Here is a 19,215-nt window from a genome sequence, read left to right as displayed (position 1 = left end):
ATGAAACAAGTACAAACAAAAAGGGATTGGAAAAAACTTGCATACGACGTAGTGGAAGAGAAGATGATTACAAAAGAAGATGCAATAGCGATATTAGAAGCTGATGATACAGAAGTTTTAGAAATTATGAATGCGGCTTACATTATTCGCCATCATCACTTTGGTAAGAAAGTAAAATTGAATATGATTATTAATACGAAATCTGGATTATGTCCTGAAGATTGTGGATATTGCTCACAGTCTATTATTTCAGAAGCACCGATTGATAAATATGCATGGTTAACGCAGGAGAAGATTGTAGAAGGGGCACATGAAGCAATACGCCGTAAAGCAGGTACATATTGTATTGTAGCGTCTGGTCGTCGTCCGACAGATAAAGAGGTAAATCACGTAATTGGAGCAGTTAAGGAAATTCGTGAAACGACAGACTTGAAGATTTGTTGTTGTTTAGGTTTCTTAAATGAAGATCAAGCAGGACGTTTAGCGGAAGCAGGCGTGCACCGTTATAACCACAACTTAAATACACATGCAAATAATTACGATAGTATTTGTTCAACTCATACGTATGATGATCGTGTTGATACAGTTCAAAAAGCAAAACAAGCGGGCATTTCTCCATGCTCTGGAGCGATTTTTGGCATGGGAGAAACAATTGAAGAGCGTGCTGAAATTGCATTTGAATTACAACGTATAGATCCAGATTCTATCCCTTGTAATTTCCTTGTTGCTGTAAAGGGGACACCTCTTGAAGGGCAAAAAGAGTTAACGCCAGTAGAATGTTTAAAAGTACTGGCAATGATGCGTTTTGTAAACCCAACAAAAGAAATTCGTATTTCAGGAGGGCGTGAAATCAATTTACGTTCTGTACAGCCAATCGGTTTATTTGCAGCAAATTCTATTTTTGTCGGGGACTACTTAACGACAGCTGGACAAGAGCCGACTGCGGACTGGGGTATGATTGCAGATTTAGGATTTGAGATTGAAGAATGTGCATTATAAGATAGATGAAAAAGCAAACTTGTAAAAGAGTTTGCTTTTTTGTAAATAAAATGTAATAAATAGTTGTGAACGCTTGATACTATTGGTTTTTGAACGAAAAAAAGAATTTTTGTGGACGAATTTTCCAAGCCCTAGTTGTACATAGTAAATATGTAATTTATATTGGGTTGGAGGATTTTACATGTACAAATACATATTAGCGATTATGACTTGTTTAATTTTAATAAAAGCAATAAGTTCTGATCCAGTTAAGGCTGCTGAAAATCCTGAACAAAAAGAGATGCAACAAAGAATCGAACAACACTTTCGAACGAAAGCTGAACATTTTGGATTGAAAACGGAAGGAAAAGATTTAAAGGAAGTTAGAAAAGAAATTACTATTATAGAAGAAGCGAAAAAAAGAGAGAATGTATGGAGAACAGCACAAGCTCTTCATATAAAAACAGAAGGAAAAACGATGAATGAATTAATAAAAGATGTACAAAAAAAGGTGAAAAAATAAAAAGAGGCCGCAGCCTCTTTTTTTATGCCCATTGTTTTGATAAGTGAGCCATTTCAATTGCAGCAACAGCTGATTCATATCCTTTATTACCAGCTTTCGTACCTGCGCGTTCAATCGCTTGTTCAATTGTTTCTGTCGTTAATACGCCGAAAATAACTGGGATGTCCATTTGTAGTGATAAAGACGCAACACCTTTTGCTACTTCATTACAAACGTAATCGTAGTGAGTTGTAGCACCTCGGATTACAGTACCTAATGTAATAACAGCATCATACTTTCCGCTACTAGCCATCTTTTTAGCGATTAAAGGAATTTCAAATGCACCAGGAACCCAAGCAACATCAATATCACTTTCTTCTACACCGTGACGCTTTAATCCGTCTAAAGCGCCGCCAAGTAACTTACTTGTAATAAATTCGTTAAAACGTCCAACAACAACTCCAACTTTTAATCCTGTACCAACTAAATGACCTTCGAATACCATAATAAATCTCTCCTTTAATTATAAGTTTAGTAAGTGTCCTAATTTGTTTACTTTCGTTTGTAAATACGATTTATTCTCTTCTTTTGCTGGCATTTGCAACGGTACACGCTCGACTACTTCTAAATCGTAACCTTGTAAGCCAGCAATTTTTCTTGGGTTATTCGTTAATAATCGTAAACTCTGTAAACCTAAATCTTTTAATATTTGAGCACCGATACCGTAATCACGAAGATCAGCAGGGAAGCCGAGTTTTTCATTTGCTTCTACAGTATCGAATCCTTCTTCTTGTAATTTATAAGCACGAAGCTTATTAAGAAGCCCAATGCCTCTTCCTTCTTGCCTCATATAAAGAAGAACACCTTTTCCTTCACGCTCAATTTGAGCAAGTGCTGCATGGAGTTGTGGTCCGCAATCGCAGCGATGTGAACCGAATACATCTCCTGTTAAGCATTCAGAATGAACACGCACAAGTACCGGTTCACCTATTGAAATATCACCTTTTACAAGTGCGATATGTTCTTTCGTATCTAATGAGTTAGAATAGCCAATTGCGTGGAAAGTACCGAAATCTGTAGGTAATGTAATTTCCACCTCTCTCGTCACAAGTGTTTCATGATGGCGGCGGTAAGCAATTAAATCTTCTATTGTAATCATTTTTATATCAAATTGTTTTGCGCATTCTATTAAATCAGGTACACGTGCCATCGTGCCGTCCTCATTTATAATCTCGCAAATAACTCCAGCTGGTTCGGCACCGCATAGCTTCGCTAAATCAACAGCAGCTTCTGTATGACCTGCACGACGCAGGACACCGCCTTCTTTCGCAATTAATGGAAAGATATGTCCAGGTCGATTGAAATCAGCGCCTTTTGATGCGGGGTTTAACAATTCTTGTATCGTAGTTGCACGTTCGTGAGCGCTAATCCCTGTTGTTGTAGAGACATGGTCAATGCTCACTGTAAACGCAGTATGATGTGAATCTGTATTGTGAGATACCATTGGTTCTAATTGTAGACGTTCTGCGTACCCTTCCGTAATCGGTACACAAACGAGACCACGGCCATGTGTAATCATAAAATTAATTGTTTCTGGTGTAATGTACTCTGCTAAAGCAATAAAATCGCCTTCATTTTCTCGGTTTTCATCATCACATACGATAACGACTTTACCTTTTTTTAAATCTTCTAGAGCTTCTTCAATACGATGAAACATTGTGCTTCCCCCTTATAGAAATCCGTTTTCTTGTAAAAAGTTTTCGGTCATTGAACCTACTCGTTTTGTAGGTTTAGTAATAAAGCGTTCGATATATTTACCAATCATGTCACACTCAATGTTTACGATATCTCCGGCATTTTTTTCTCCAATGACAGATTCGCTTACTGTGTGCGGGATGAGTGAAATCGTTATGGAAGATTCGTCTATATCAAATATCGTTAAACTCGTTCCATCAACAGCAATGGACCCTTTCTGCAAACAATAGCGCAGCAGGTCATCAGAAATTGCTATTTTGTAATAGACGGCATTGTAATGTTGTTTTTTATTTAAAATCGTTCCGATTCCATCAATATGTCCTGAAACGAAATGTCCACCGAATCGTCCGTTTGCAGCCATTGCTCGCTCTAAATTTACTTTAGAGTGCGGTTTAAGCATGCGAAGTGATGTCGACTGCATCGTTTCAGGCATTGCATCAACTGTAAATGAAGTAGTTGTAAAGTTTGTTACAGTTAAGCAAATACCGTTAACCGCGATACTATCACCTAAGTGAACATCTGATAAAATTTTCTTTGCATGAATCGTTAATTTCATCGCTTCTCCACTTTGTTGCATGTTTGCTATCGTTCCTAATTCTTCTACAATTCCTGTAAACATTTTGTCACCTCGTTTCGGGCATTCGCAACGATTTTTATATCATCACCAATTTGTTTCATCTCTTGAATTTTCAAGGAAAGCGCATCTTGTAATTTTGAAAAACCATTTCCTCCAAATAAAGTAGGAGCATCTTTCCCACCAATTAATTTCGGGCTTATATAGGTTACAATTTCATTAAAATTGTTTGTTTTTAAGAAACTTGCATGAATCGATTGGCCACCTTCAACGAATAGAGAAAGAATTTGTTTTTCTCCAAGAAAGGAAAGAAGGTCCTCGATTTCTATATGCTTCGTTTCCATTTGGAATATAGCTATATTTTTAGATTCATAAGAAGATATCTTCTCTTTCTTTACATCCTTACCGACAATAATCCATGTCGGTGCTAAACCATCTGTTATAACATGAGAAGATGGTGGCGTTCGTAAATGGGTATCTAAAACAACGCGAATAGGATGTTTCCCACCATTTGGAATTCTTGTTGTTAAATGAGGATTATCAGCTATAACTGTATTCACTCCAACAAGAATTGCATCATGTGTATGGCGATATTGGTGAACATCAGCACGTGCTTCTTCACCTGTAATCCACTTACTTTCACCAGTTACAGTTGCTGTTTTTCCATCTAAGCTCATCGCTGTTTTGATTGTTACAAAAGGGCGCTTCGTTTTCATGTAGTGAAAAAAGTAGCGATTTAATAAAACTGCTTCTGCTTCAAGAACACCGGTAGTTACTTCAATTCTAGCTTCCTCTAATCTTCTTTTTCCGTTACCAGAAACGAGCGGATTACAATCGAGAGTAGCAATTACAACACGCTTAACTCCTTTTTCGATGAGCAATTCACAACAAGGTGGTGTTTTTCCAAAGTGGCTACACGGTTCCAGTGTTACATAAACGGTAGCGTCTTTGGCGTTCTGACCAGCCATTTGAAGGGCATGAACTTCTGCGTGTTCTTCACCAGCTCGTAAATGAGCCCCCATACCAACGATGTTTCCATCTTTTACAACAACAGCACCAACCATAGGATTTGGACTTGTTTGTCCTGATGTCCCTTCTGCTAACTGCAGGGCAATCCTCATATATTCTTGATCTGTCATTTTCTTCACCTCTCCTAAAAAAATCAAAAAACCCCAAGGATTTAATATCCTTGGGGTTTGGGAGACGTGATTTCTAGAAATATAGTTTGAATACGAAAGCATAGGAAAGAAACCTAACGATAATTGATATTTCTGCATAAGGAAAAAACCTAGCAAAATATCGAATTTTTAAACGCTAGTTGTCTCTTTTTATTTCAGTATAAAAAATAAGTATAGAAAATTAAACATATATAAAGAATCAAAATGAATCTTTAAAAATATGCATACTGAAATAAAAGTGTATTCACTATATAAAAAACTAGAAACATATCCTTCTCCCATCCAGACTATACTGTCGGCCCTAGAGTTTCACTAGATCCACCGTTTTCGAGTTGAAAACGGGTCACGGACTTAGAAGTTTTCACTTCATCACCGCCGGTTGGGAATTTCACCCGACCCCGAAGGATGCTGTTTGCTCAAATTATAGCACAAAAAAAATAAAAGGCTAGTAAAAAATATTCGAATGTGAAGAATTGTGTGAAAATATATGCAGGCTGGAATGGAAATAAAAGTATTAGAAATGTTGTAAGGAGAAGGGATATAACGGAGTTGCTAAAAAGAAAAAACATGCACAAAAAAATGTGCATGTCACATGTAAAATTATTCTGCCTCTGGTGCTCTAACAACAGACTCGAATTTACCTTTATGCGAAGCGTCGCAATAAGGCATATTTTTTGATAAACCACAACGGCATAAAGAAAATGCCGGTTTTGCTGGGAATACATTCCCTTGTGAGTCGACTAATTCCACGTCCCCTGTAACGCGAAAAGAGCCATTATCATTTACTTTAATTTGTACTTTTGCCAACGTTATCCCTCCTTCCCAAACGCTTAATTTCATCATATAATCAAGGGAAGTGCTTGACAATATAAAAAGAGCACTTTGTTTGAGAAAGAAGAGAGTGTTATAATAGTTTTCATAACTGACTAGAGTAAGGTGACGAGAGATGGATAAACAATTACATACATTACGAAACATTGCAAATGAGCGCACGTGGGCATCATTTTTGAATGATAATCATCCATATAGTTTGTTACATTGGTCCATTGCAGGTGTAGGGCAAGAGGCAAAGGATGTTTGGTTACTTCAAGATGAAGTAACATTTCAAACGACAGAATTCCCAACGTTAGATGATGCAATGCAATGGATTTCTGAAAATATGGAACAAGTTACAGACGTTTTAGCGCAATAAAAAACAGGCTTATGCAAGCCTGTTTTTTGTTTCTTTCACATATGTGTTTAAAAATTGATCGACGGCTGCTTCGTACTCTTCTTTATTTTCGTTATAAGAGCAAGCGTGTGCACCGTGTTCTGCAATATAAAGCTGCTTATTATTTTCTTTCGCTTCATATAACGCTTTTGTCATATCAGCTAAAATATAGTCGTCATCTTTACTATGAATAAAGAGAACGGGATTGTTAATGTTTTTTATACAGTCGATTGGTGAAACTTCACGAATTGTATAACCGTCACGAACTTTTAAAAATGCGTTTGCTAAAGGTAATAAAGGCCATTTTGGTAGATGGAATTCAACCTTTAAACGGTGCTGTAATTGTCCGTGAAAATCAGAGAAAGGACAATCTGCAATATAGAAATCAGCACCATCTTCTACAAGTCCTGCGTATTGAAGAAGTGTTGCAGCTCCCATAGATTCACCATGAATACCAAGTGTAATATTGGTGCCAAAACGGTTTTTTAGCCAGTCAACTACGGATTTTAAATCATGTTTTTCATAGTATCCATAGCTTGTTGTTTTTCCGCCAGTTTTACCATGACGACGATGATCGTAAATGAGGACGTTATATCCCCTTTTTAAGAATAAGTTTGCATATTTTACAGAGTTTATTTTATTTACAGTTACACCGTGGCAAAAAACCATAAACTTATTGGTGGAATGACCAGCAGGAATGTAATATCCGTGAAGGTCGTATCCGAATTGTGAAGGGATATGAATTTCTTCTTTATGAAGAGCATCAAAATCCTCTATACGAAAATGTTTTTTCGTTTCTCTTTCGAGTACTTCTTCCTCTGTTTTTTTCTTTAAGTACATCACTTTATTTGTAAAGAAAATCCCAAGGGCAGTTATTGCACCTAGTATAGTAAACAATGCTGCAAAAAAACGTTTCATACTTTACCTCATCCTCCAAATACCGTTACATGTGATACACTTATATTGTATCACAATGATATAAAAGGGGAGAAATAGGAAATGCTGCATATACAAAAAATTACGCCAGCGATGAAAGAAACAATCCGAATGTTCATGTGTGAGAACTGGGGAAGTTCATTGATGGTTTCACGTGGTAAGGGACATCAGTTAGAAGAGTTGCCAGGATTTGTTGCGCTCTCAGATGACAGAATAATCGGAATTATAACGTATGAAGTGACCGGAAATATATGCGAAATTGTATCGCTAGATAGCTTTGAAGAAAGAAAAGGAATAGGGACGAAACTTGTGGATTGTGTATTACAAGTTGCAGAAGAAGAACGGTGCAGACAGGTTTGGCTTATTACAACAAATGATAATATGAATGCGTTACGATTTTACCAAAAGCGTAATTTTGTAATGACTAATTTATATGTGAATGCGGTAGAGGAGGCACGAAAAATAAAGAAAGAAATTCCACGTATGGGATATGATAATATCCCAATTTTACATGAAATTCAGTTGGAGTATCGTTTAGTGAAATGATGTAACAATTTTCAGAAATGTGAGTTATTAATCTTGACGGATAGTGTAATTTAGGTTACCGTAAAATTGTAATCTATTACCATATTAAGGGGTGACGATGTGGCAACTATACGTGATGTTGCAAAATTGGCAGGTGTTTCAGTCGCAACCGTTTCACGAGTTATTAATGAAAAAGGATACGTTCATGAGGACACAGTAAAACAAGTAAAGGAAGCAATTGAAGAATTACGTTATAGGCCAAACAGTGCAGCGAAGCCACTATTTAAAGAGAATTCAACGATAATTGCATTACTTGTAGATAATTTATGTAACCAATCAAACATCACTTTGCTACATTGTATTGAGGAAATAGCATATAAAGAAGGCTATCAAATCATTATTTGTAATATAGAGAATAAAGATAGATACATACATATGCTGAAGCAAAATAACATTGCAGGTGTTATTTTGACGAGAGCAGTTTTTAAAAGTGTAGGAGAAATTCCATTTCCGTTTGTTGTGATCGATGAGCAACAATCACATGGAAATTATTATGAAAGTGGACAGAGAGCTGTTTCTTTATTAAAAGAGAAAGGGTGTCATTTTCTTGCATATTTCGGTGAGGGAGAAGAAAGTGAAGAAATGGAAGATCATATAGCAGGGTTTTTAGACGCTGTTTGGGATGAAGGAATCTCTTATCGAGAAGAATGTGTACAAGGGTATACAAATAAACAATTTATTACATTATTGCAAAACAATCCGTATATAGATGGAATTGTAGCCTCAAGTGATCAGATTGCTATTGAGTTAATTCGGTCAGCGAGATTTCTAAATATACATATACCAGATAAATTAAAAATTGTTGGACCGAATGGGAGTATAGAGTGTGAATGGATAGGTTCATCACTACCGACAATTGAAAGCTATGTCAAAGATAACGGAAAAGTAGCTTTTCAACAATTAAAAGGAAAAATAAAAAAGTAAAAGGTGCGTTTTATACGCACCTTTTTATAATGTAATTGCGGCAATAAAGCCAAATATAAGTAACGGTATATTGTAATGTAGAAAAGTGGGTACACATGTATCCCATATATGATGGTGCTGACCATCAGCATTTAAACCGGATGTTGGTCCAAGGGTACTATCCGATGCTGGAGATCCTGCGTCACCTAGTGCTCCGGCTGTACCGATAATTGCAATTGTGGCCATTGGACTAAATCCAAGCTGAATGCAAAGAGGTACAAAAATGGTTGTTAAGATAGGGATGGTTGAAAAGGATGAACCAATTCCCATCGTAACGAGAAGTCCAATAACGAGCATAAGAAATGCAGCGAGTGGTTTGTTATTTCCAATTATATGTGCACTCGTTTGCACCAGAGATTCAACATGTCCTGTTTTTCGAAGAACAGCGCCGAATCCAGCGGCAGCAATCATAACAAAGCCAATAAAGGACATCATACGCATTCCGCTTGTTAATATCGCATCTGCTTCTTTAAGTGGTAGACTGCCACTAACTGATAAGACGATAATACCTGCTAAAGCACCGAAAATCATTGATTCTGTTGTTAATTGAACAGTTAATGTAGCAATGATAGATAATAACCCGAAAGTAATGCTACGTTTTGTATAGGGAACGATTTCATTTTCGGTAGTATGAATTTGTTCTGTTTCATACGTACGAGGTTTTCGGTACGTAATGAATACCGCTACACATAATCCAATAATCATACCAATTGCTGGAATAGTCATTGCTTTTGGAATAAGTGTGACATCAAATGTAAGGCCGCTTTGCGCAGCGTTGGTTTGTAATACGTCATGATAAATTTTTCCGAATCCTGCAGGGATCCACATATAAGGAGTAATCAATCCAAATGTAATAATACATGTGACAAGTCTGCGATCCACTTTCAGCTCATTTAATACTTTTAAAAGTGCTGGAATTAAGATGGGGATGAAAGCAATGTGAACAGGAATCACATTTTGTGAGAAACAAGCCATCGTTAAAATAATGAATAAAATAAGTATTTTAGAATAAACTTGTTTTTTCGTGTCTTGTTCATTGCCAATCCATTTTAATGCAGTTTGAATCATAGCATCTGGAAGTCCTGTTTTGGAAAGGGAAATAGCGAAACCACCAAGCATTGCATAACTTAAAGCGATTGGAGCACTGTTTCCAAGACCAGTTGTAAAAGTGTTAATCGTTTCTGAAATACCGAGTCCGCCGATAAGTCCGCCTGTTAAAGCTCCAACAATGATGGCGACAATGACCTGGACACGTAACAAACTAAGCAATAGCATAATTGCTACTGCGACGAGTACAGCGTTCATAATAAATGTAATCTCCCTAAATTTTTATTCTGTTAAGACAAGTAAATATGAAACATTTTGCTATGTTTATACATGCTTGCGACATATTATTATAAAATGTTTTCTATGAAATGTAAAAGAGCCTTTTGTTACTAATGCTGAAAAGCTAGCTCTTGTTTAATTGATTGTAAAGAATTAGCGAATAATTCTGGTTCTTCTAAATCAGGAGAATGTGCTGAATTTGGGAACCAAATCATCTTTTTTATAGGCGCTTCAATAATATCGCAATATTCCTGAACGAGTGCATAAGGAGTTTGATAATCATAGCGACCAGAACAAAAATAAACTGGAATAGATAAACTTGAAATAGAAGAAAAGAAATCGATTGTCAGCATTTCTTCCCATAAAACACCAGATTTTAAATTTCCTGCGAGAAACTTGAACCAATCTAATAGCGTATATTCAGGAGAAAAGAAACCTTTTCGTATGAAAGAAAAGGAAGATCCGTTTTGGATTGCGCCTCCAAATGTGCCAAGCCACTTTCTTTGAATAATGAGACGTCTCGTATCTAAAAATGGTGGTTTGCCTAATTTTAAAAGGGAAGCTAATGCTTTTTTATGATCATGTTTTTTTGCAGAATGAATTAAATGTTGATATAGCAATTCTTCATTTTGTTTCATATGTACAATTTGCCCAATACCGATGTAAGCCTCGATATACTTTGGATATTGATGTGCTATGTTAAGCCCAATAATACTTCCCCAAGAATGACCAGCGAGAAATAGTTTTTGTTTGTTGAACCTTTTAAGTACATATTGAATCACTTCTTTTGCATCGGAAACGAATTGTTCGATTGTGAAATTTGCTCCGAAATCTTTCATTGAAAAGGATTTACCAGCCCCGCGCTGATCCCAATTAATAACAATAAATTGCTTCTCTAATTCTTTTTGAAAATGGCGAATAAATCCGATTTGTGCCATCCCAGGTCCGCCGTGACAGCATAATAAAATAGGTTGCTCTACGTTTTGTCCACGCATAAGGAGAGTTTGTTTTCGATTATTAATCATAACGCTTTCTATCGTAGCGATACTATTAGGAATAAGTTGTTTGTTTTCGTTATAGAACTGAGGGGTGTAGCTACGAAAAAGCATATTGAAAACCTCCTTTTGTGAAATCGTATGAATCGCACAGGCTATTCATTTTGCATATACTGTTAGAAAATCATTGTAACATACCATACTAGTGTCATTTCAACACGGGAGGAGGGAAATTGTGACGATTGGAGAAATTATAGATGGTTTAAATAGACGTGAATCCATCGCTATTATAGCAAAACGTCTTGAAATAAGCCCGTATACATTATCGAAGAAATTAAGATTGATTGGATACGAATATGATGGAGAGCAGAAGAAACGTATTTTTGTAGGAGATGGAGAAGAACCACGTCACTTACAACTCCAAGAAGCGACCGCCCTTCAATATGAGAAAACAGATTATCAATTATTAATTTATGAGCAATTACAAAGCATTTATGAGTTATTAAGAAAAAGAGAAGAAGTAATTGCACCAATTGTGAGTAAAAGTACAGAGAAAAAGAGACGGACCTTTTCTATTAATACAGAAATATTAGCAAGATTGGACCTTATATCAGAATCGAAAGGAATTCAAAAATCTAAACTTGTAGAAGAGGCGTTGCAACAATTTTTACAGCAATATGAAGTTGACAAAACATCACATTTTGATAACTAAAGAAAAGGATACTGTGTTCATTAGAAGAACGAGTATCCTTTTTATGATGTATACTACGTATAAAATAGAGGATCAGTACAAATCCTTTATGCGTGAAAAATGAAATTTATTATTAGAGAAACACTTAATTTACTTTTTGAATTCTTCCATCAATAACTGGCTGAATTGGTTCTTTTAATTGTTTTACGTAATTGACTAACGCTTCAAAATCGTTTGGCCCAGTTTCTGCATTTTTACCATTTTTAAATGATACGAATCCATCACCGCCAGAAGCTAAGAAGGCATTTGCAACTACGCTATACGTTGTAGATGGAGATAATTCTTCTCCGTTTGTTAAACGTATATTTGTAACTTTTTCACCGTTTGGTTTATTTGCATCCCACGTATATTGAATACCTGAAATTTGAAGCATTCTTGTTGTTCCTTTTTGCCATTGCTGATTTAAAATATCGCGAATGTCTTGACCTGTTAAATTTACTTTAATCAATTGATTTCCAAAAGGTTGAATGCCGTATAACTCACCCCACGTAATATCACCAGCATCTAAGTCATTACGAATGCCACCAGGATTCATGAGGGAGATTTGAGTTTGCATCGTTTGACGCTGAGCATCGGCAACTAAATTTCCAAGAGTGGACTCACCAGCATCATTTTGTTTACGGTCGATAGGTGCTGTAGATTTTCCGACCACTTCATTTACAAGTGGTGCGATTTTTTCTTTATATTGATCTAGTTTTTTCTTTACTTGTTTATCAGGTTCTACACCTTCATGATACGTTGTAACAACTTCAGCTTTTTTCTTTACAATATCCTTTGTTTTACGATCAATTGTTACATCGACGTCTGAGAAAGCCATTCCGTATGAATTTGCTTGGACAATTAGTTTATTATTTACTGTACCATTTACATACGTATGACTATGTCCACCGAAAATAACATCAACTTCTGGGTCTGTTTCATTTGCAATTCGAGTAAGGTCGCCATTTGTTACCCCAGACTCATCGGTTGTTCCACCGACATGAGCAAGAACGACGATAGATTTAACGCCGAGGCGTTTTAATTGTTGTGTTGATTTATTAATTGCTTCTACTTCATCAGTAATTTGTACATTGTTAAGCATCGTAGGCATAACAACATTTGGTGTATCAGTTGTAACAACCCCAATGAATCCTACAGGAACACCATCTACCATTTTTACAGTAAATGGTGGTAAAAATAAGCGGCCAGTTGATTTGTTATAGAAATTAGCAGCTACATAGGGGAAGTTAGCCCCTTTGAAATTTCCTGTTTTTTCATGATATCCACCGTAAATGAGGCGTTTCATTTCATCAATGCCTTCATCAAATTCATGGTTCCCGATTGTACCGACATCAAATTTTAAGTCGTTTAAAAATTCAATCGTCGGTTCATCTTGTAATAATGCTGAAACTGGTGGACTAGCTCCGACGATATCACCAGCATGTACGAGAAGTGTATTAGGGTTTTGTTTTTTATGTTCTTTTAAATAAGTAGCTAAGTAATCAGCGCCACCAGCTTCTTTATTATTGATTTTTTTAACAGTATCTAGTTGTCCATGGAGATCATTAATACCAAGCATTTGTACGTCTATGTAGCGGTTTTGTTCAGCTGGATTCTGAGATGGGGGAGCGGCAAATACGCTTGAAAAAGTAATGGTGCTTAAAACAGCAACGGCAGGAATAATTTTTTTCCACATAATATAATTCTCCTTTTTTATAATCTGACATCATACGACATAATTTTAATAGATTCATAGGATTATAGCTACATAAAAATTTAGTCTTTTCGAAAAATTAACATATTTACAAAAAGTGAATAATAGAGTAAAGACCCTTTTTTATTGTCGATTTCATTGTGTATCTACTATAATGGAGAAAAAAGTAAAAGGTGAGTAGCATGAAGAAAAAGAAACAAAGACAAATGCAAAGACAATCACAAGTGAATCAACCAAAGAAAGAAACACTTACATTAGGCGATCAATTAAATGATTCACTCATGCAACAATTAAAGAGTAAGAAGAAAGAGTTGCAAGTAAGGGAAGAGGAAAAAGAGGCAGCTGAACTGGAAAGAAAGCGCCAAGAACAAAAAGAACGTGAAAAGAATAAATCATTTGAAGAACTGCTAAGTGAAAGTAACCTTACTTGGAAAGACTTTAAATAATAAAAAAATGATCAGTGAAATACCACTGATCATTTTTTGACGAGCTTGTAAGAAAAGGGGAGTTAGAATGAGAAAAATTGTCGTTGTTCCACATGAAAACCATTGGAGTGAAAAATTTCAAATGGAGGCTAAAAGATTAAAATCAGCGATGCCAGAAACGGTAAAAATTCATCATATTGGAAGTACGTCAGTTCCCGGACTGGCAGCTAAACCTATTATTGATATGATCATGGAAGTAGAAAATATCGAAAGAGTAGATGGGTGGAATGAACGATTTATAGAGCTTGGTTACATCGTAAAAGGGGAAAATGGTATTTCAAGACGCCGATATTTTATTCATGGAACTGAAGAAAAACGCTCGTATCATTTACACGTATTTGAAAAAGGAAATCCAGAGATAGTAAGGCATTTAGCATTTCGTGATTATATGATGGCTCATTGTGAAGAAGCAGAGGCATATGCAACCTTAAAGAAAGAATTAGCCGAAAAGTATACATATGATGGCGCGTTATATACGGAAGGAAAAAATGAGTTTGTGCGCAATGTGGATGAAAAAGCGAAAGAATGGAGAAAAAATAACGTGAATGAATGAGTTCACGCTATTTTTTAGCTATATAAAAGTGTTATGTAAACTGTACGTATGTTTTGACTTTTGGGATGAATCTTGTTGAAATAAAATTGTGGCTTATAAAAAATGTAACAATGAAAGGGAGACGACTGTGCATATTCCAACAACTACACTTCATAATGGCGTGAAAATGCCGATGATTGGTCTAGGCGTATATAAAGCGAAAGAAGGAGACGAAGTAAAGCAAGCAGTAAAAACAGCGTTAGAAGTTGGATACCGTTCGATTGATACAGCAACTGTATATGAAAATGAAAGCGGTGTCGGAGAGGCGATACGTGAATCAGGAATTCCAAGAGAAGATATATTTATTACAACAAAAGTATGGAACGACGATCAAGGATATGAGGAGACACTCGAGGCGTTTGAAAAGAGTTTGAAAAAATTACAAATGGACTATGTAGATTTATATTTAATACATTGGCCGGTAAGAGGGAAGTATGTTGATACGTACCGAGCTTTAGAGAAATTGTATGAAGAAGGTAAAGTGCGTGCGATTGGTGTTTCTAATTTTCATAAACATCATTTAGAACTATTATTACCAAATTGCAAAGTGAAGCCGATGGTAAACCAAGTGGAACTTCATCCCATGTTGACGCAATTTGAGTTGCGAAATTATTGTCAAGATGAGCAAATTCAAATGGAAGCATGGAGTCCGTTAATGAGGGGCGGAGAAGTATTCCAGCATCCAATCATTCAGGCTATTGCTAACAAATATGAAAAAACACCTGCACAAGTTATATTAAGGTGGGATATTCAAAGCGGGATTGTTACAATTCCTAAATCTGTTACACCATCTCGTATTAAAGAAAACTTTACTATTTTTGATTTTGCACTAACTGAAGAAGAGATACGTCAAATTAACACGTTGAATCGTGATTTACATGTAGGAACGAATCCTGATAAATATGATACGTTATAAAAAAGACTGTCTCCTAATACTGGAGACAGTCTTCTGTTTTATCGGTAATTCGATATTTTTAACGATGCAAAGCATATGTGTCATATTTAACAATCTTTTGAAGTTGTATATATTCTTCTTTCGTTAAAGGTAACTGTTGACTAGCTCGTATATTTTCCTGTAATTGTTGAAGAGAGCTTGCACCAGGTATAACAGCTGCAACAGTCTTATTATGTAAGCAATATTGAATAGCTGTTCCTGTTAAAGAGCGTTCTCCAATTATTTCTTTTACACTTGCTAGAGTTGCATGTAATTCATCGTAAGAATAAGAGAGATAATCCTTTTCCTTTACTCTTTCTATCTTTCTTGCATTATTGTCAGTTAAAATTCCTTTTGCAAGTGGCCCGCGGGCAATGACACTAATTTGGTGTTCATTTAGAAGGGGGAACCATTCTTCTGGACGACGATTTAAAAGGCTATATTCCATTAGTACACTAACGATGTTTGAGCGTTTTGCATATTCACGAACGACATTTGGGCGTATAGAAGAAATACCGTAATGGCGAATAATACCTTCCTTTTTCAATTCTTCAAAAGCTTCAATTGTTTCATCTATTGGATCTTCACTTGTTCCGCCATGAAGTTGGTAAAGGTCAATATAATCAGTTTGAAGTCTACGTAAACTTTCCTTTACTTCAGTCTTTATGTAAGCTTTAGAAGGATCCCAAGACCAGCCATTTTTTTCTTCTGTCCAACGATTTCCAACCTTCGTTGTAAGTACAATTTGGTCTCTTCTTCCCTTCAAGGCTTTTCCAACAAATTCTTCATTTAATCCGTAATCATATAAATCTGCTGTATCAAAAAAATTAATTCCTAAATCGATCGCTTCATCGATAATATGCATAGCTTCTGTTTCAGATGTACCGAGAGACATACAGCCAAGGCCCATTTCTGTAACAAACAAATCTGAGTTTCCTAATTGACGTTTTTTCATAGGTCAACCTCCTTACCTTTATTGTACGAGAGGGAAAAGAGGTTGACAAACGTTTACTTTCCGCTTCGCATTAACTGCCCGTAAAAGCATGATTAATGTTTCACTTTATTTGCTGTAATCCACTCTTGTACAGTTGTATACTCTTTGCTATATTGCTTTAGCTTATGGCGAATTTGCCATGCTTTTCCGACTAAAGTGACGCGATTTGGTAAAATATAAACTTTCATTTCTATCACGCTCCTTTCAATGTGGTAAAATGTATGAGGAAAGAATAGGAAATAGAACAGGGAGATGAAGTAGTATGAGTAATCTTGCAGAGAGAACAGTAAAAACTGAGCCAATTTTTGATGGTAGAGTTATAAAAGTTCGTGTTGATGATGTAGTATTACCAAATGGAGCAATGAGTAAACGTGAAATTGTAAATCACCCTGGTGCAGTTGCTATTATTGCTATTACTGATGAGGGGAAAATTGTGCTTGTTGAGCAGTATCGTAAAGCACTTGAAAAGGCGATTATAGAAATTCCGGCTGGCAAGTTAGAACCTGGTGAAAAACCTGAGGTAACAGCAGTTCGTGAATTAGAAGAGGAAACAGGATATGTATGTGAAAATATGGAGCTCATTACTTCTTTCTATACATCTCCAGGATTCGCAGATGAAATTTTATATGTATATAAAGCGACAGGTTTGACAAGAAAAGAAAATAAAGCTGAGTTAGATGAAGATGAGTTTGTGGAATTAATGGAAGTATCGTTAGAAGAAGCGATTACTCTTATGAAAGATCTTCGTATTCATGATGCGAAGACGATGTTTGCAGTACAATATTTACAACTACAAAAATAAACACTCGCCAAAGGCGAGTGTTTTTTAATTGATTTTTGCATATACACGTGCATCACGTAAGCTACCATCTGGTGCTAGGAAATCATTTTCCATTGTCCCTTCTAGAATGAATTCTAGACGTTCTGCTAAGCTACATGCATTTATATTTGTTGCATCAGTACGAATTTCAATTCTTCTAGCGCCTAGTTTATCAAAGGCGAACTGAATTGCACCTTTAACAGCTTCGGTCATATAGCCTTGTTTTGTATAGGCACTATGTAGCCAGAAGTGAAGTGAAAACTTTGGAATATCCCAGTTTTCAGGCTTTAGTGTAATTGCTCCGATGAATGTACCAGATACTTTATCGTATAAGTGAAAATCAAGTGTTTCACGAAGTAAAAACTGTCCGTGAGCTTCGCGAACAATTTCTTCAGCACTCTCTTCTGTTTCAGCGTTAATTGGTATCCACGGTACTAAGTCTTCTAGAGAAGCTTGGATTGCTTCATATACTTCTGCACCATCACCTGGAAATGGTTTACGAACTTGCAAGCGTTCAGTTTGAAATAATGTTGGAAAATCTAATAATAATGGTTTCAAGAGAAATCCCTCCTATTCTCTACTTTTTAGTTTAGCAAAGTAGAGCGGAATTTCAATGTTAATTCGTCATACTTTTTTCTTTCTTTCATACATTTTTAATAAGAGTGTGAACGGAGGGAAGAAAAATGTGGCGAAAAAATTGGCAAGACCGTGTAATGTCTCACATACAGGAAAACTCTTCATTATATATATTTAACGCTGTTTTATTATTGATGGGAGTAATATTCGGAGCCATTCTCGTGAATAGTTTACAAATCAATCAAAAACAAGATTTATCATTTTATTTACAACGTTTTTTTGGACAAGTCTCTAAAGGAGAATTTGCCATTGCGGGCGAAATGTTTCGAGAAAGTTACTTTTCGCAATTAAAATACATCGGATTTATTTGGATTTTAGGAATTTCAATTATTGGATTACCACTTATTTTTATTTTATTATTTGTAAAAGGAGTTGTCGTTGGATTTACAGTTGGTTTTTTAGTAAGTCAGCATGGATGGAATGGACTATTATTAGCATTTGTATCTGTTTTGCCACAAAATTTAATTATCATTCCAGTCTTTCTCGTTATGACAACCATTGCTGCAAGTTTTTCTTTACGGATGATTAGGCATCAATTTATTAGAAAAATAACCGAGCCACTATTACCATTATTAATCCGTTATACATGCTTCTTTCTCGTAATTGGAGTGGTGTTAGCACTTGCTTCTAGTGTGGAGGCTTACGCATCACCAGTTTTAATGAAAGAAGTCGTTGAGGCTATTAATAAAAAATAAATACTTTTTGAGAATAATTATCAATTTGTTTTTATTGTTTTTTCTTTTGACAGAAGCCCTTCTTCTGATATAATGGTGTAAGAGTGGCGAGGAGGGAGTAGTACCGAATGGAAGAAAGAATTGAACGAATTAAGAAGCAATTACATGCAGCGAGCTACAAATTAACACCGCAACGTGAAGCAACAGTTCGTGTGCTGCTAGAAAATGAAGAAGATCATTTAAGCGCAGAAGATGTTTACCTCCTTGTAAAAGAAAAGTCGCCAGAGATCGGATTAGCAACCGTCTATCGAACTTTAGAACTATTATCTGAGTTAAAAGTTGTCGATAAGATTAACTTCGGAGACGGTGTTTCACGCTATGACTTACGCCAAGAAGGTGCGCAGCGTTTCCACCATCATTTGATTTGTACACAATGTGGTGCTGTACAAGAAATACAAGAAGATTTACTTGGTGAAGTGGAAAGGAAAGTAGAACGAGACTGGAGCTTTAAGGTGAAAGATCATCGTTTAACATTCCATGGGATTTGTAAAAATTGTCAAGAAAATGAAACGGATGAAAAATAACCTTTTCCTATTTATCTAGGAAGAGGTTTTTTATTTGAATAAGGTATAAA

Annotated in this window: 24 protein-coding genes and 1 riboswitch; of the genes, 12 read left to right on the top strand and 12 right to left on the bottom strand. The window is 35.9% G+C overall.

Features of this window, described 5'->3' with window-relative positions; all coding sequences use genetic code 11:
• Together bioB and DN399_RS20210 are read left to right on the top strand one after the other, a co-directional pair.
• Positions 1 to 999 (top strand): biotin synthase, encoded by a 999-nt coding sequence (gene bioB / locus DN399_RS20215; RefSeq protein WP_149149903.1) that lies wholly within the window; start codon positions 1 to 3, stop codon positions 997 to 999.
• Positions 1,000 to 1,180: 181 nt separating this feature from the next.
• Positions 1,181 to 1,501, top strand: a complete 321-nt coding sequence (locus tag DN399_RS20210) for a hypothetical protein (protein WP_000280032.1) — start codon at positions 1,181 to 1,183, stop codon at positions 1,499 to 1,501.
• 22 nt (positions 1,502 to 1,523) lie between these two features.
• On the opposite strand, the gene ribH is transcribed toward DN399_RS20210, so the two are convergent.
• From ribH to DN399_RS20185, 5 genes are all read right to left on the bottom strand, one after another.
• Entirely contained in the window at positions 1,524 to 1,985 is a 462-nt protein-coding gene (ribH, locus tag DN399_RS20205) for a 6,7-dimethyl-8-ribityllumazine synthase (protein WP_000230899.1), read from the bottom strand.
• An 18-nt stretch (positions 1,986 to 2,003) separates the two neighbouring features.
• Complete coding sequence (gene ribBA, locus DN399_RS20200; protein ID WP_006921466.1) at positions 2,004 to 3,197, bottom strand: bifunctional 3,4-dihydroxy-2-butanone 4-phosphate synthase/GTP cyclohydrolase II; 1,194 nt, start codon at positions 3,195 to 3,197, stop codon at positions 2,004 to 2,006.
• A gap of 12 nt (positions 3,198 to 3,209) precedes the next feature.
• Complete coding sequence (ribE, locus tag DN399_RS20195; protein ID WP_006921463.1) at positions 3,210 to 3,854, bottom strand: riboflavin synthase subunit alpha; 645 nt, start codon at positions 3,852 to 3,854, stop codon at positions 3,210 to 3,212.
• Complete coding sequence (gene ribD, locus DN399_RS20190; RefSeq protein ID WP_000131988.1) at positions 3,836 to 4,948, bottom strand: bifunctional diaminohydroxyphosphoribosylaminopyrimidine deaminase/5-amino-6-(5-phosphoribosylamino)uracil reductase RibD; 1,113 nt, start codon at positions 4,946 to 4,948, stop codon at positions 3,836 to 3,838. The genes ribE and ribD overlap by 19 nt, the downstream gene beginning before the upstream one ends.
• A gap of 305 nt (positions 4,949 to 5,253) precedes the next feature.
• Positions 5,254 to 5,397: riboswitch (FMN riboswitch) on the bottom strand.
• 190 nt (positions 5,398 to 5,587) lie between these two features.
• Positions 5,588 to 5,794, bottom strand: coding sequence for a CDGSH iron-sulfur domain-containing protein (locus DN399_RS20185; RefSeq protein WP_001151582.1), 207 nt, complete (start codon positions 5,792 to 5,794; stop codon positions 5,588 to 5,590).
• A gap of 139 nt (positions 5,795 to 5,933) precedes the next feature.
• On the opposite strand from DN399_RS20185, the gene DN399_RS20180 reads away from it, so the two are divergent.
• Complete coding sequence (locus DN399_RS20180; RefSeq protein ID WP_000360793.1) at positions 5,934 to 6,179, top strand: DUF2552 family protein; 246 nt, start codon at positions 5,934 to 5,936, stop codon at positions 6,177 to 6,179.
• 9 nt (positions 6,180 to 6,188) lie between these two features.
• Here the strand turns inward: DN399_RS20180 and DN399_RS20175 are convergent, their stop codons facing one another.
• Positions 6,189 to 7,115 (bottom strand): alpha/beta hydrolase, encoded by a 927-nt coding sequence (locus tag DN399_RS20175; protein WP_000819234.1) that lies wholly within the window; start codon positions 7,113 to 7,115, stop codon positions 6,189 to 6,191.
• A gap of 81 nt (positions 7,116 to 7,196) precedes the next feature.
• Here DN399_RS20175 and DN399_RS20170 point away from each other — a divergent pair, with 81 nt between their 5' ends.
• The gene (locus DN399_RS20170) at positions 7,197 to 7,679 is read left to right on the top strand and encodes a GNAT family N-acetyltransferase (RefSeq protein ID WP_000902435.1); all 483 of its coding nucleotides are present in this window, start codon (positions 7,197 to 7,199) and stop codon (positions 7,677 to 7,679) included.
• Between the two features lie 99 nt (positions 7,680 to 7,778).
• Positions 7,779 to 8,642, top strand: a complete 864-nt coding sequence (locus DN399_RS20165; protein WP_000201346.1) for a LacI family DNA-binding transcriptional regulator — start codon at positions 7,779 to 7,781, stop codon at positions 8,640 to 8,642.
• 24 nt (positions 8,643 to 8,666) lie between these two features.
• On the opposite strand, the gene DN399_RS20160 is transcribed toward DN399_RS20165, so the two are convergent.
• Positions 8,667 to 9,986 (bottom strand): Na+/H+ antiporter family protein, encoded by a 1,320-nt coding sequence (locus DN399_RS20160; protein WP_000994816.1) that lies wholly within the window; start codon positions 9,984 to 9,986, stop codon positions 8,667 to 8,669.
• Between the two features lie 131 nt (positions 9,987 to 10,117).
• Entirely contained in the window at positions 10,118 to 11,116 is a 999-nt protein-coding gene (locus tag DN399_RS20155) for an alpha/beta fold hydrolase (protein ID WP_000898973.1), read from the bottom strand.
• Between the two features lie 121 nt (positions 11,117 to 11,237).
• On the opposite strand from DN399_RS20155, the gene DN399_RS20150 reads away from it, so the two are divergent.
• Positions 11,238 to 11,714 (top strand): ribbon-helix-helix domain-containing protein, encoded by a 477-nt coding sequence (locus DN399_RS20150; protein WP_000151931.1) that lies wholly within the window; start codon positions 11,238 to 11,240, stop codon positions 11,712 to 11,714.
• 124 nt (positions 11,715 to 11,838) lie between these two features.
• Here DN399_RS20150 and DN399_RS20145 read toward each other — a convergent pair whose 3' ends face one another.
• Positions 11,839 to 13,428: a bifunctional metallophosphatase/5'-nucleotidase gene (locus DN399_RS20145; RefSeq protein ID WP_000265553.1), complete on the bottom strand. Its 1,590-nt coding sequence runs from the start codon at positions 13,426 to 13,428 to the stop codon at positions 11,839 to 11,841.
• A gap of 200 nt (positions 13,429 to 13,628) precedes the next feature.
• Here DN399_RS20145 and DN399_RS20140 point away from each other — a divergent pair, with 200 nt between their 5' ends.
• The 3 genes from DN399_RS20140 (at position 13,629) to DN399_RS20130 (ending at position 15,439) form a co-directional block, all read left to right on the top strand.
• Positions 13,629 to 13,892 (top strand): YqkE family protein, encoded by a 264-nt coding sequence (locus tag DN399_RS20140; protein ID WP_000727561.1) that lies wholly within the window; start codon positions 13,629 to 13,631, stop codon positions 13,890 to 13,892.
• A gap of 67 nt (positions 13,893 to 13,959) precedes the next feature.
• The gene (locus tag DN399_RS20135) at positions 13,960 to 14,484 is read left to right on the top strand and encodes a GrpB family protein (RefSeq protein WP_001227186.1); all 525 of its coding nucleotides are present in this window, start codon (positions 13,960 to 13,962) and stop codon (positions 14,482 to 14,484) included.
• A gap of 127 nt (positions 14,485 to 14,611) precedes the next feature.
• Positions 14,612 to 15,439, top strand: coding sequence for an aldo/keto reductase (locus tag DN399_RS20130; protein WP_000547992.1), 828 nt, complete (start codon positions 14,612 to 14,614; stop codon positions 15,437 to 15,439).
• Between the two features lie 58 nt (positions 15,440 to 15,497).
• Here the strand turns inward: DN399_RS20130 and DN399_RS20125 are convergent, their stop codons facing one another.
• On the bottom strand, positions 15,498 to 16,412 hold the full coding sequence (locus tag DN399_RS20125) for an aldo/keto reductase (protein WP_049106609.1): 915 nt from the start codon (positions 16,410 to 16,412) through the stop codon (positions 15,498 to 15,500).
• A gap of 92 nt (positions 16,413 to 16,504) precedes the next feature.
• Positions 16,505 to 16,639, bottom strand: a complete 135-nt coding sequence (gene mciZ, locus DN399_RS20120) for a Z-ring formation inhibitor MciZ (protein ID WP_000870302.1) — start codon at positions 16,637 to 16,639, stop codon at positions 16,505 to 16,507.
• A gap of 74 nt (positions 16,640 to 16,713) precedes the next feature.
• Here mciZ and DN399_RS20115 point away from each other — a divergent pair, with 74 nt between their 5' ends.
• On the top strand, positions 16,714 to 17,253 hold the full coding sequence (locus DN399_RS20115) for an NUDIX hydrolase (protein WP_000067042.1): 540 nt from the start codon (positions 16,714 to 16,716) through the stop codon (positions 17,251 to 17,253).
• 24 nt (positions 17,254 to 17,277) lie between these two features.
• Here DN399_RS20115 and DN399_RS20110 read toward each other — a convergent pair whose 3' ends face one another.
• Entirely contained in the window at positions 17,278 to 17,829 is a 552-nt protein-coding gene (locus DN399_RS20110) for a GNAT family N-acetyltransferase (protein ID WP_000803479.1), read from the bottom strand.
• Between the two features lie 155 nt (positions 17,830 to 17,984).
• Between DN399_RS20110 and spoIIM the strand changes: the two genes are divergently transcribed.
• Both spoIIM and fur read left to right on the top strand, forming a co-directional pair.
• Positions 17,985 to 18,602, top strand: coding sequence for a stage II sporulation protein M (spoIIM, locus tag DN399_RS20105; protein WP_013142149.1), 618 nt, complete (start codon positions 17,985 to 17,987; stop codon positions 18,600 to 18,602).
• Positions 18,603 to 18,709: 107 nt separating this feature from the next.
• The gene (gene fur / locus DN399_RS20100) at positions 18,710 to 19,165 is read left to right on the top strand and encodes a ferric iron uptake transcriptional regulator (protein WP_000392657.1); all 456 of its coding nucleotides are present in this window, start codon (positions 18,710 to 18,712) and stop codon (positions 19,163 to 19,165) included.
• The last annotated feature ends 50 nt before the right edge of the window (positions 19,166 to 19,215 follow it).

This window comes from Bacillus sp. AR4-2 (assembly GCF_008274865.1).
GTDB classification, from domain to species: Bacteria; Bacillota; Bacilli; order Bacillales; family Bacillaceae_G; genus Bacillus_A; species Bacillus_A cereus.
Note: the sequence above shows the minus strand (reverse complement) of the source record. Positions and strands in the feature narration are given on the sequence as shown.

What these genes read in the sequence shown, in the direction of transcription:
- bioB (WP_149149903.1), top strand. Translation starts at nt 1, where the DNA reads ATGAAACAAGTACAAACAAAAAGGGATTGGAAAAAACTTGCATACGAC.
- DN399_RS20210 (WP_000280032.1), top strand. Translation starts at nt 1,181, where the DNA reads ATGTACAAATACATATTAGCGATTATGACTTGTTTAATTTTAATAAAA.
- ribH (WP_000230899.1), bottom strand. Translation starts at nt 1,985, where the DNA reads ATGGTATTCGAAGGTCATTTAGTTGGTACAGGATTAAAAGTTGGAGTT.
- ribBA (WP_006921466.1), bottom strand. Translation starts at nt 3,197, where the DNA reads ATGTTTCATCGTATTGAAGAAGCTCTAGAAGATTTAAAAAAAGGTAAA.
- ribE (WP_006921463.1), bottom strand. Translation starts at nt 3,854, where the DNA reads ATGTTTACAGGAATTGTAGAAGAATTAGGAACGATAGCAAACATGCAA.
- ribD (WP_000131988.1), bottom strand. Translation starts at nt 4,948, where the DNA reads ATGACAGATCAAGAATATATGAGGATTGCCCTGCAGTTAGCAGAAGGG.
- DN399_RS20180 (WP_000360793.1), top strand. Translation starts at nt 5,934, where the DNA reads ATGGATAAACAATTACATACATTACGAAACATTGCAAATGAGCGCACG.
- DN399_RS20175 (WP_000819234.1), bottom strand. Translation starts at nt 7,115, where the DNA reads ATGAAACGTTTTTTTGCAGCATTGTTTACTATACTAGGTGCAATAACT.
- DN399_RS20170 (WP_000902435.1), top strand. Translation starts at nt 7,197, where the DNA reads ATGCTGCATATACAAAAAATTACGCCAGCGATGAAAGAAACAATCCGA.
- DN399_RS20160 (WP_000994816.1), bottom strand. Translation starts at nt 9,986, where the DNA reads ATGAACGCTGTACTCGTCGCAGTAGCAATTATGCTATTGCTTAGTTTG.
- DN399_RS20155 (WP_000898973.1), bottom strand. Translation starts at nt 11,116, where the DNA reads ATGCTTTTTCGTAGCTACACCCCTCAGTTCTATAACGAAAACAAACAA.
- DN399_RS20145 (WP_000265553.1), bottom strand. Translation starts at nt 13,428, where the DNA reads ATGTGGAAAAAAATTATTCCTGCCGTTGCTGTTTTAAGCACCATTACT.
- DN399_RS20140 (WP_000727561.1), top strand. Translation starts at nt 13,629, where the DNA reads ATGAAGAAAAAGAAACAAAGACAAATGCAAAGACAATCACAAGTGAAT.
- DN399_RS20135 (WP_001227186.1), top strand. Translation starts at nt 13,960, where the DNA reads ATGAGAAAAATTGTCGTTGTTCCACATGAAAACCATTGGAGTGAAAAA.
- DN399_RS20125 (WP_049106609.1), bottom strand. Translation starts at nt 16,412, where the DNA reads ATGAAAAAACGTCAATTAGGAAACTCAGATTTGTTTGTTACAGAAATG.
- mciZ (WP_000870302.1), bottom strand. Translation starts at nt 16,639, where the DNA reads ATGAAAGTTTATATTTTACCAAATCGCGTCACTTTAGTCGGAAAAGCA.
- DN399_RS20115 (WP_000067042.1), top strand. Translation starts at nt 16,714, where the DNA reads ATGAGTAATCTTGCAGAGAGAACAGTAAAAACTGAGCCAATTTTTGAT.
- spoIIM (WP_013142149.1), top strand. Translation starts at nt 17,985, where the DNA reads ATGTCTCACATACAGGAAAACTCTTCATTATATATATTTAACGCTGTT.
- fur (WP_000392657.1), top strand. Translation starts at nt 18,710, where the DNA reads ATGGAAGAAAGAATTGAACGAATTAAGAAGCAATTACATGCAGCGAGC.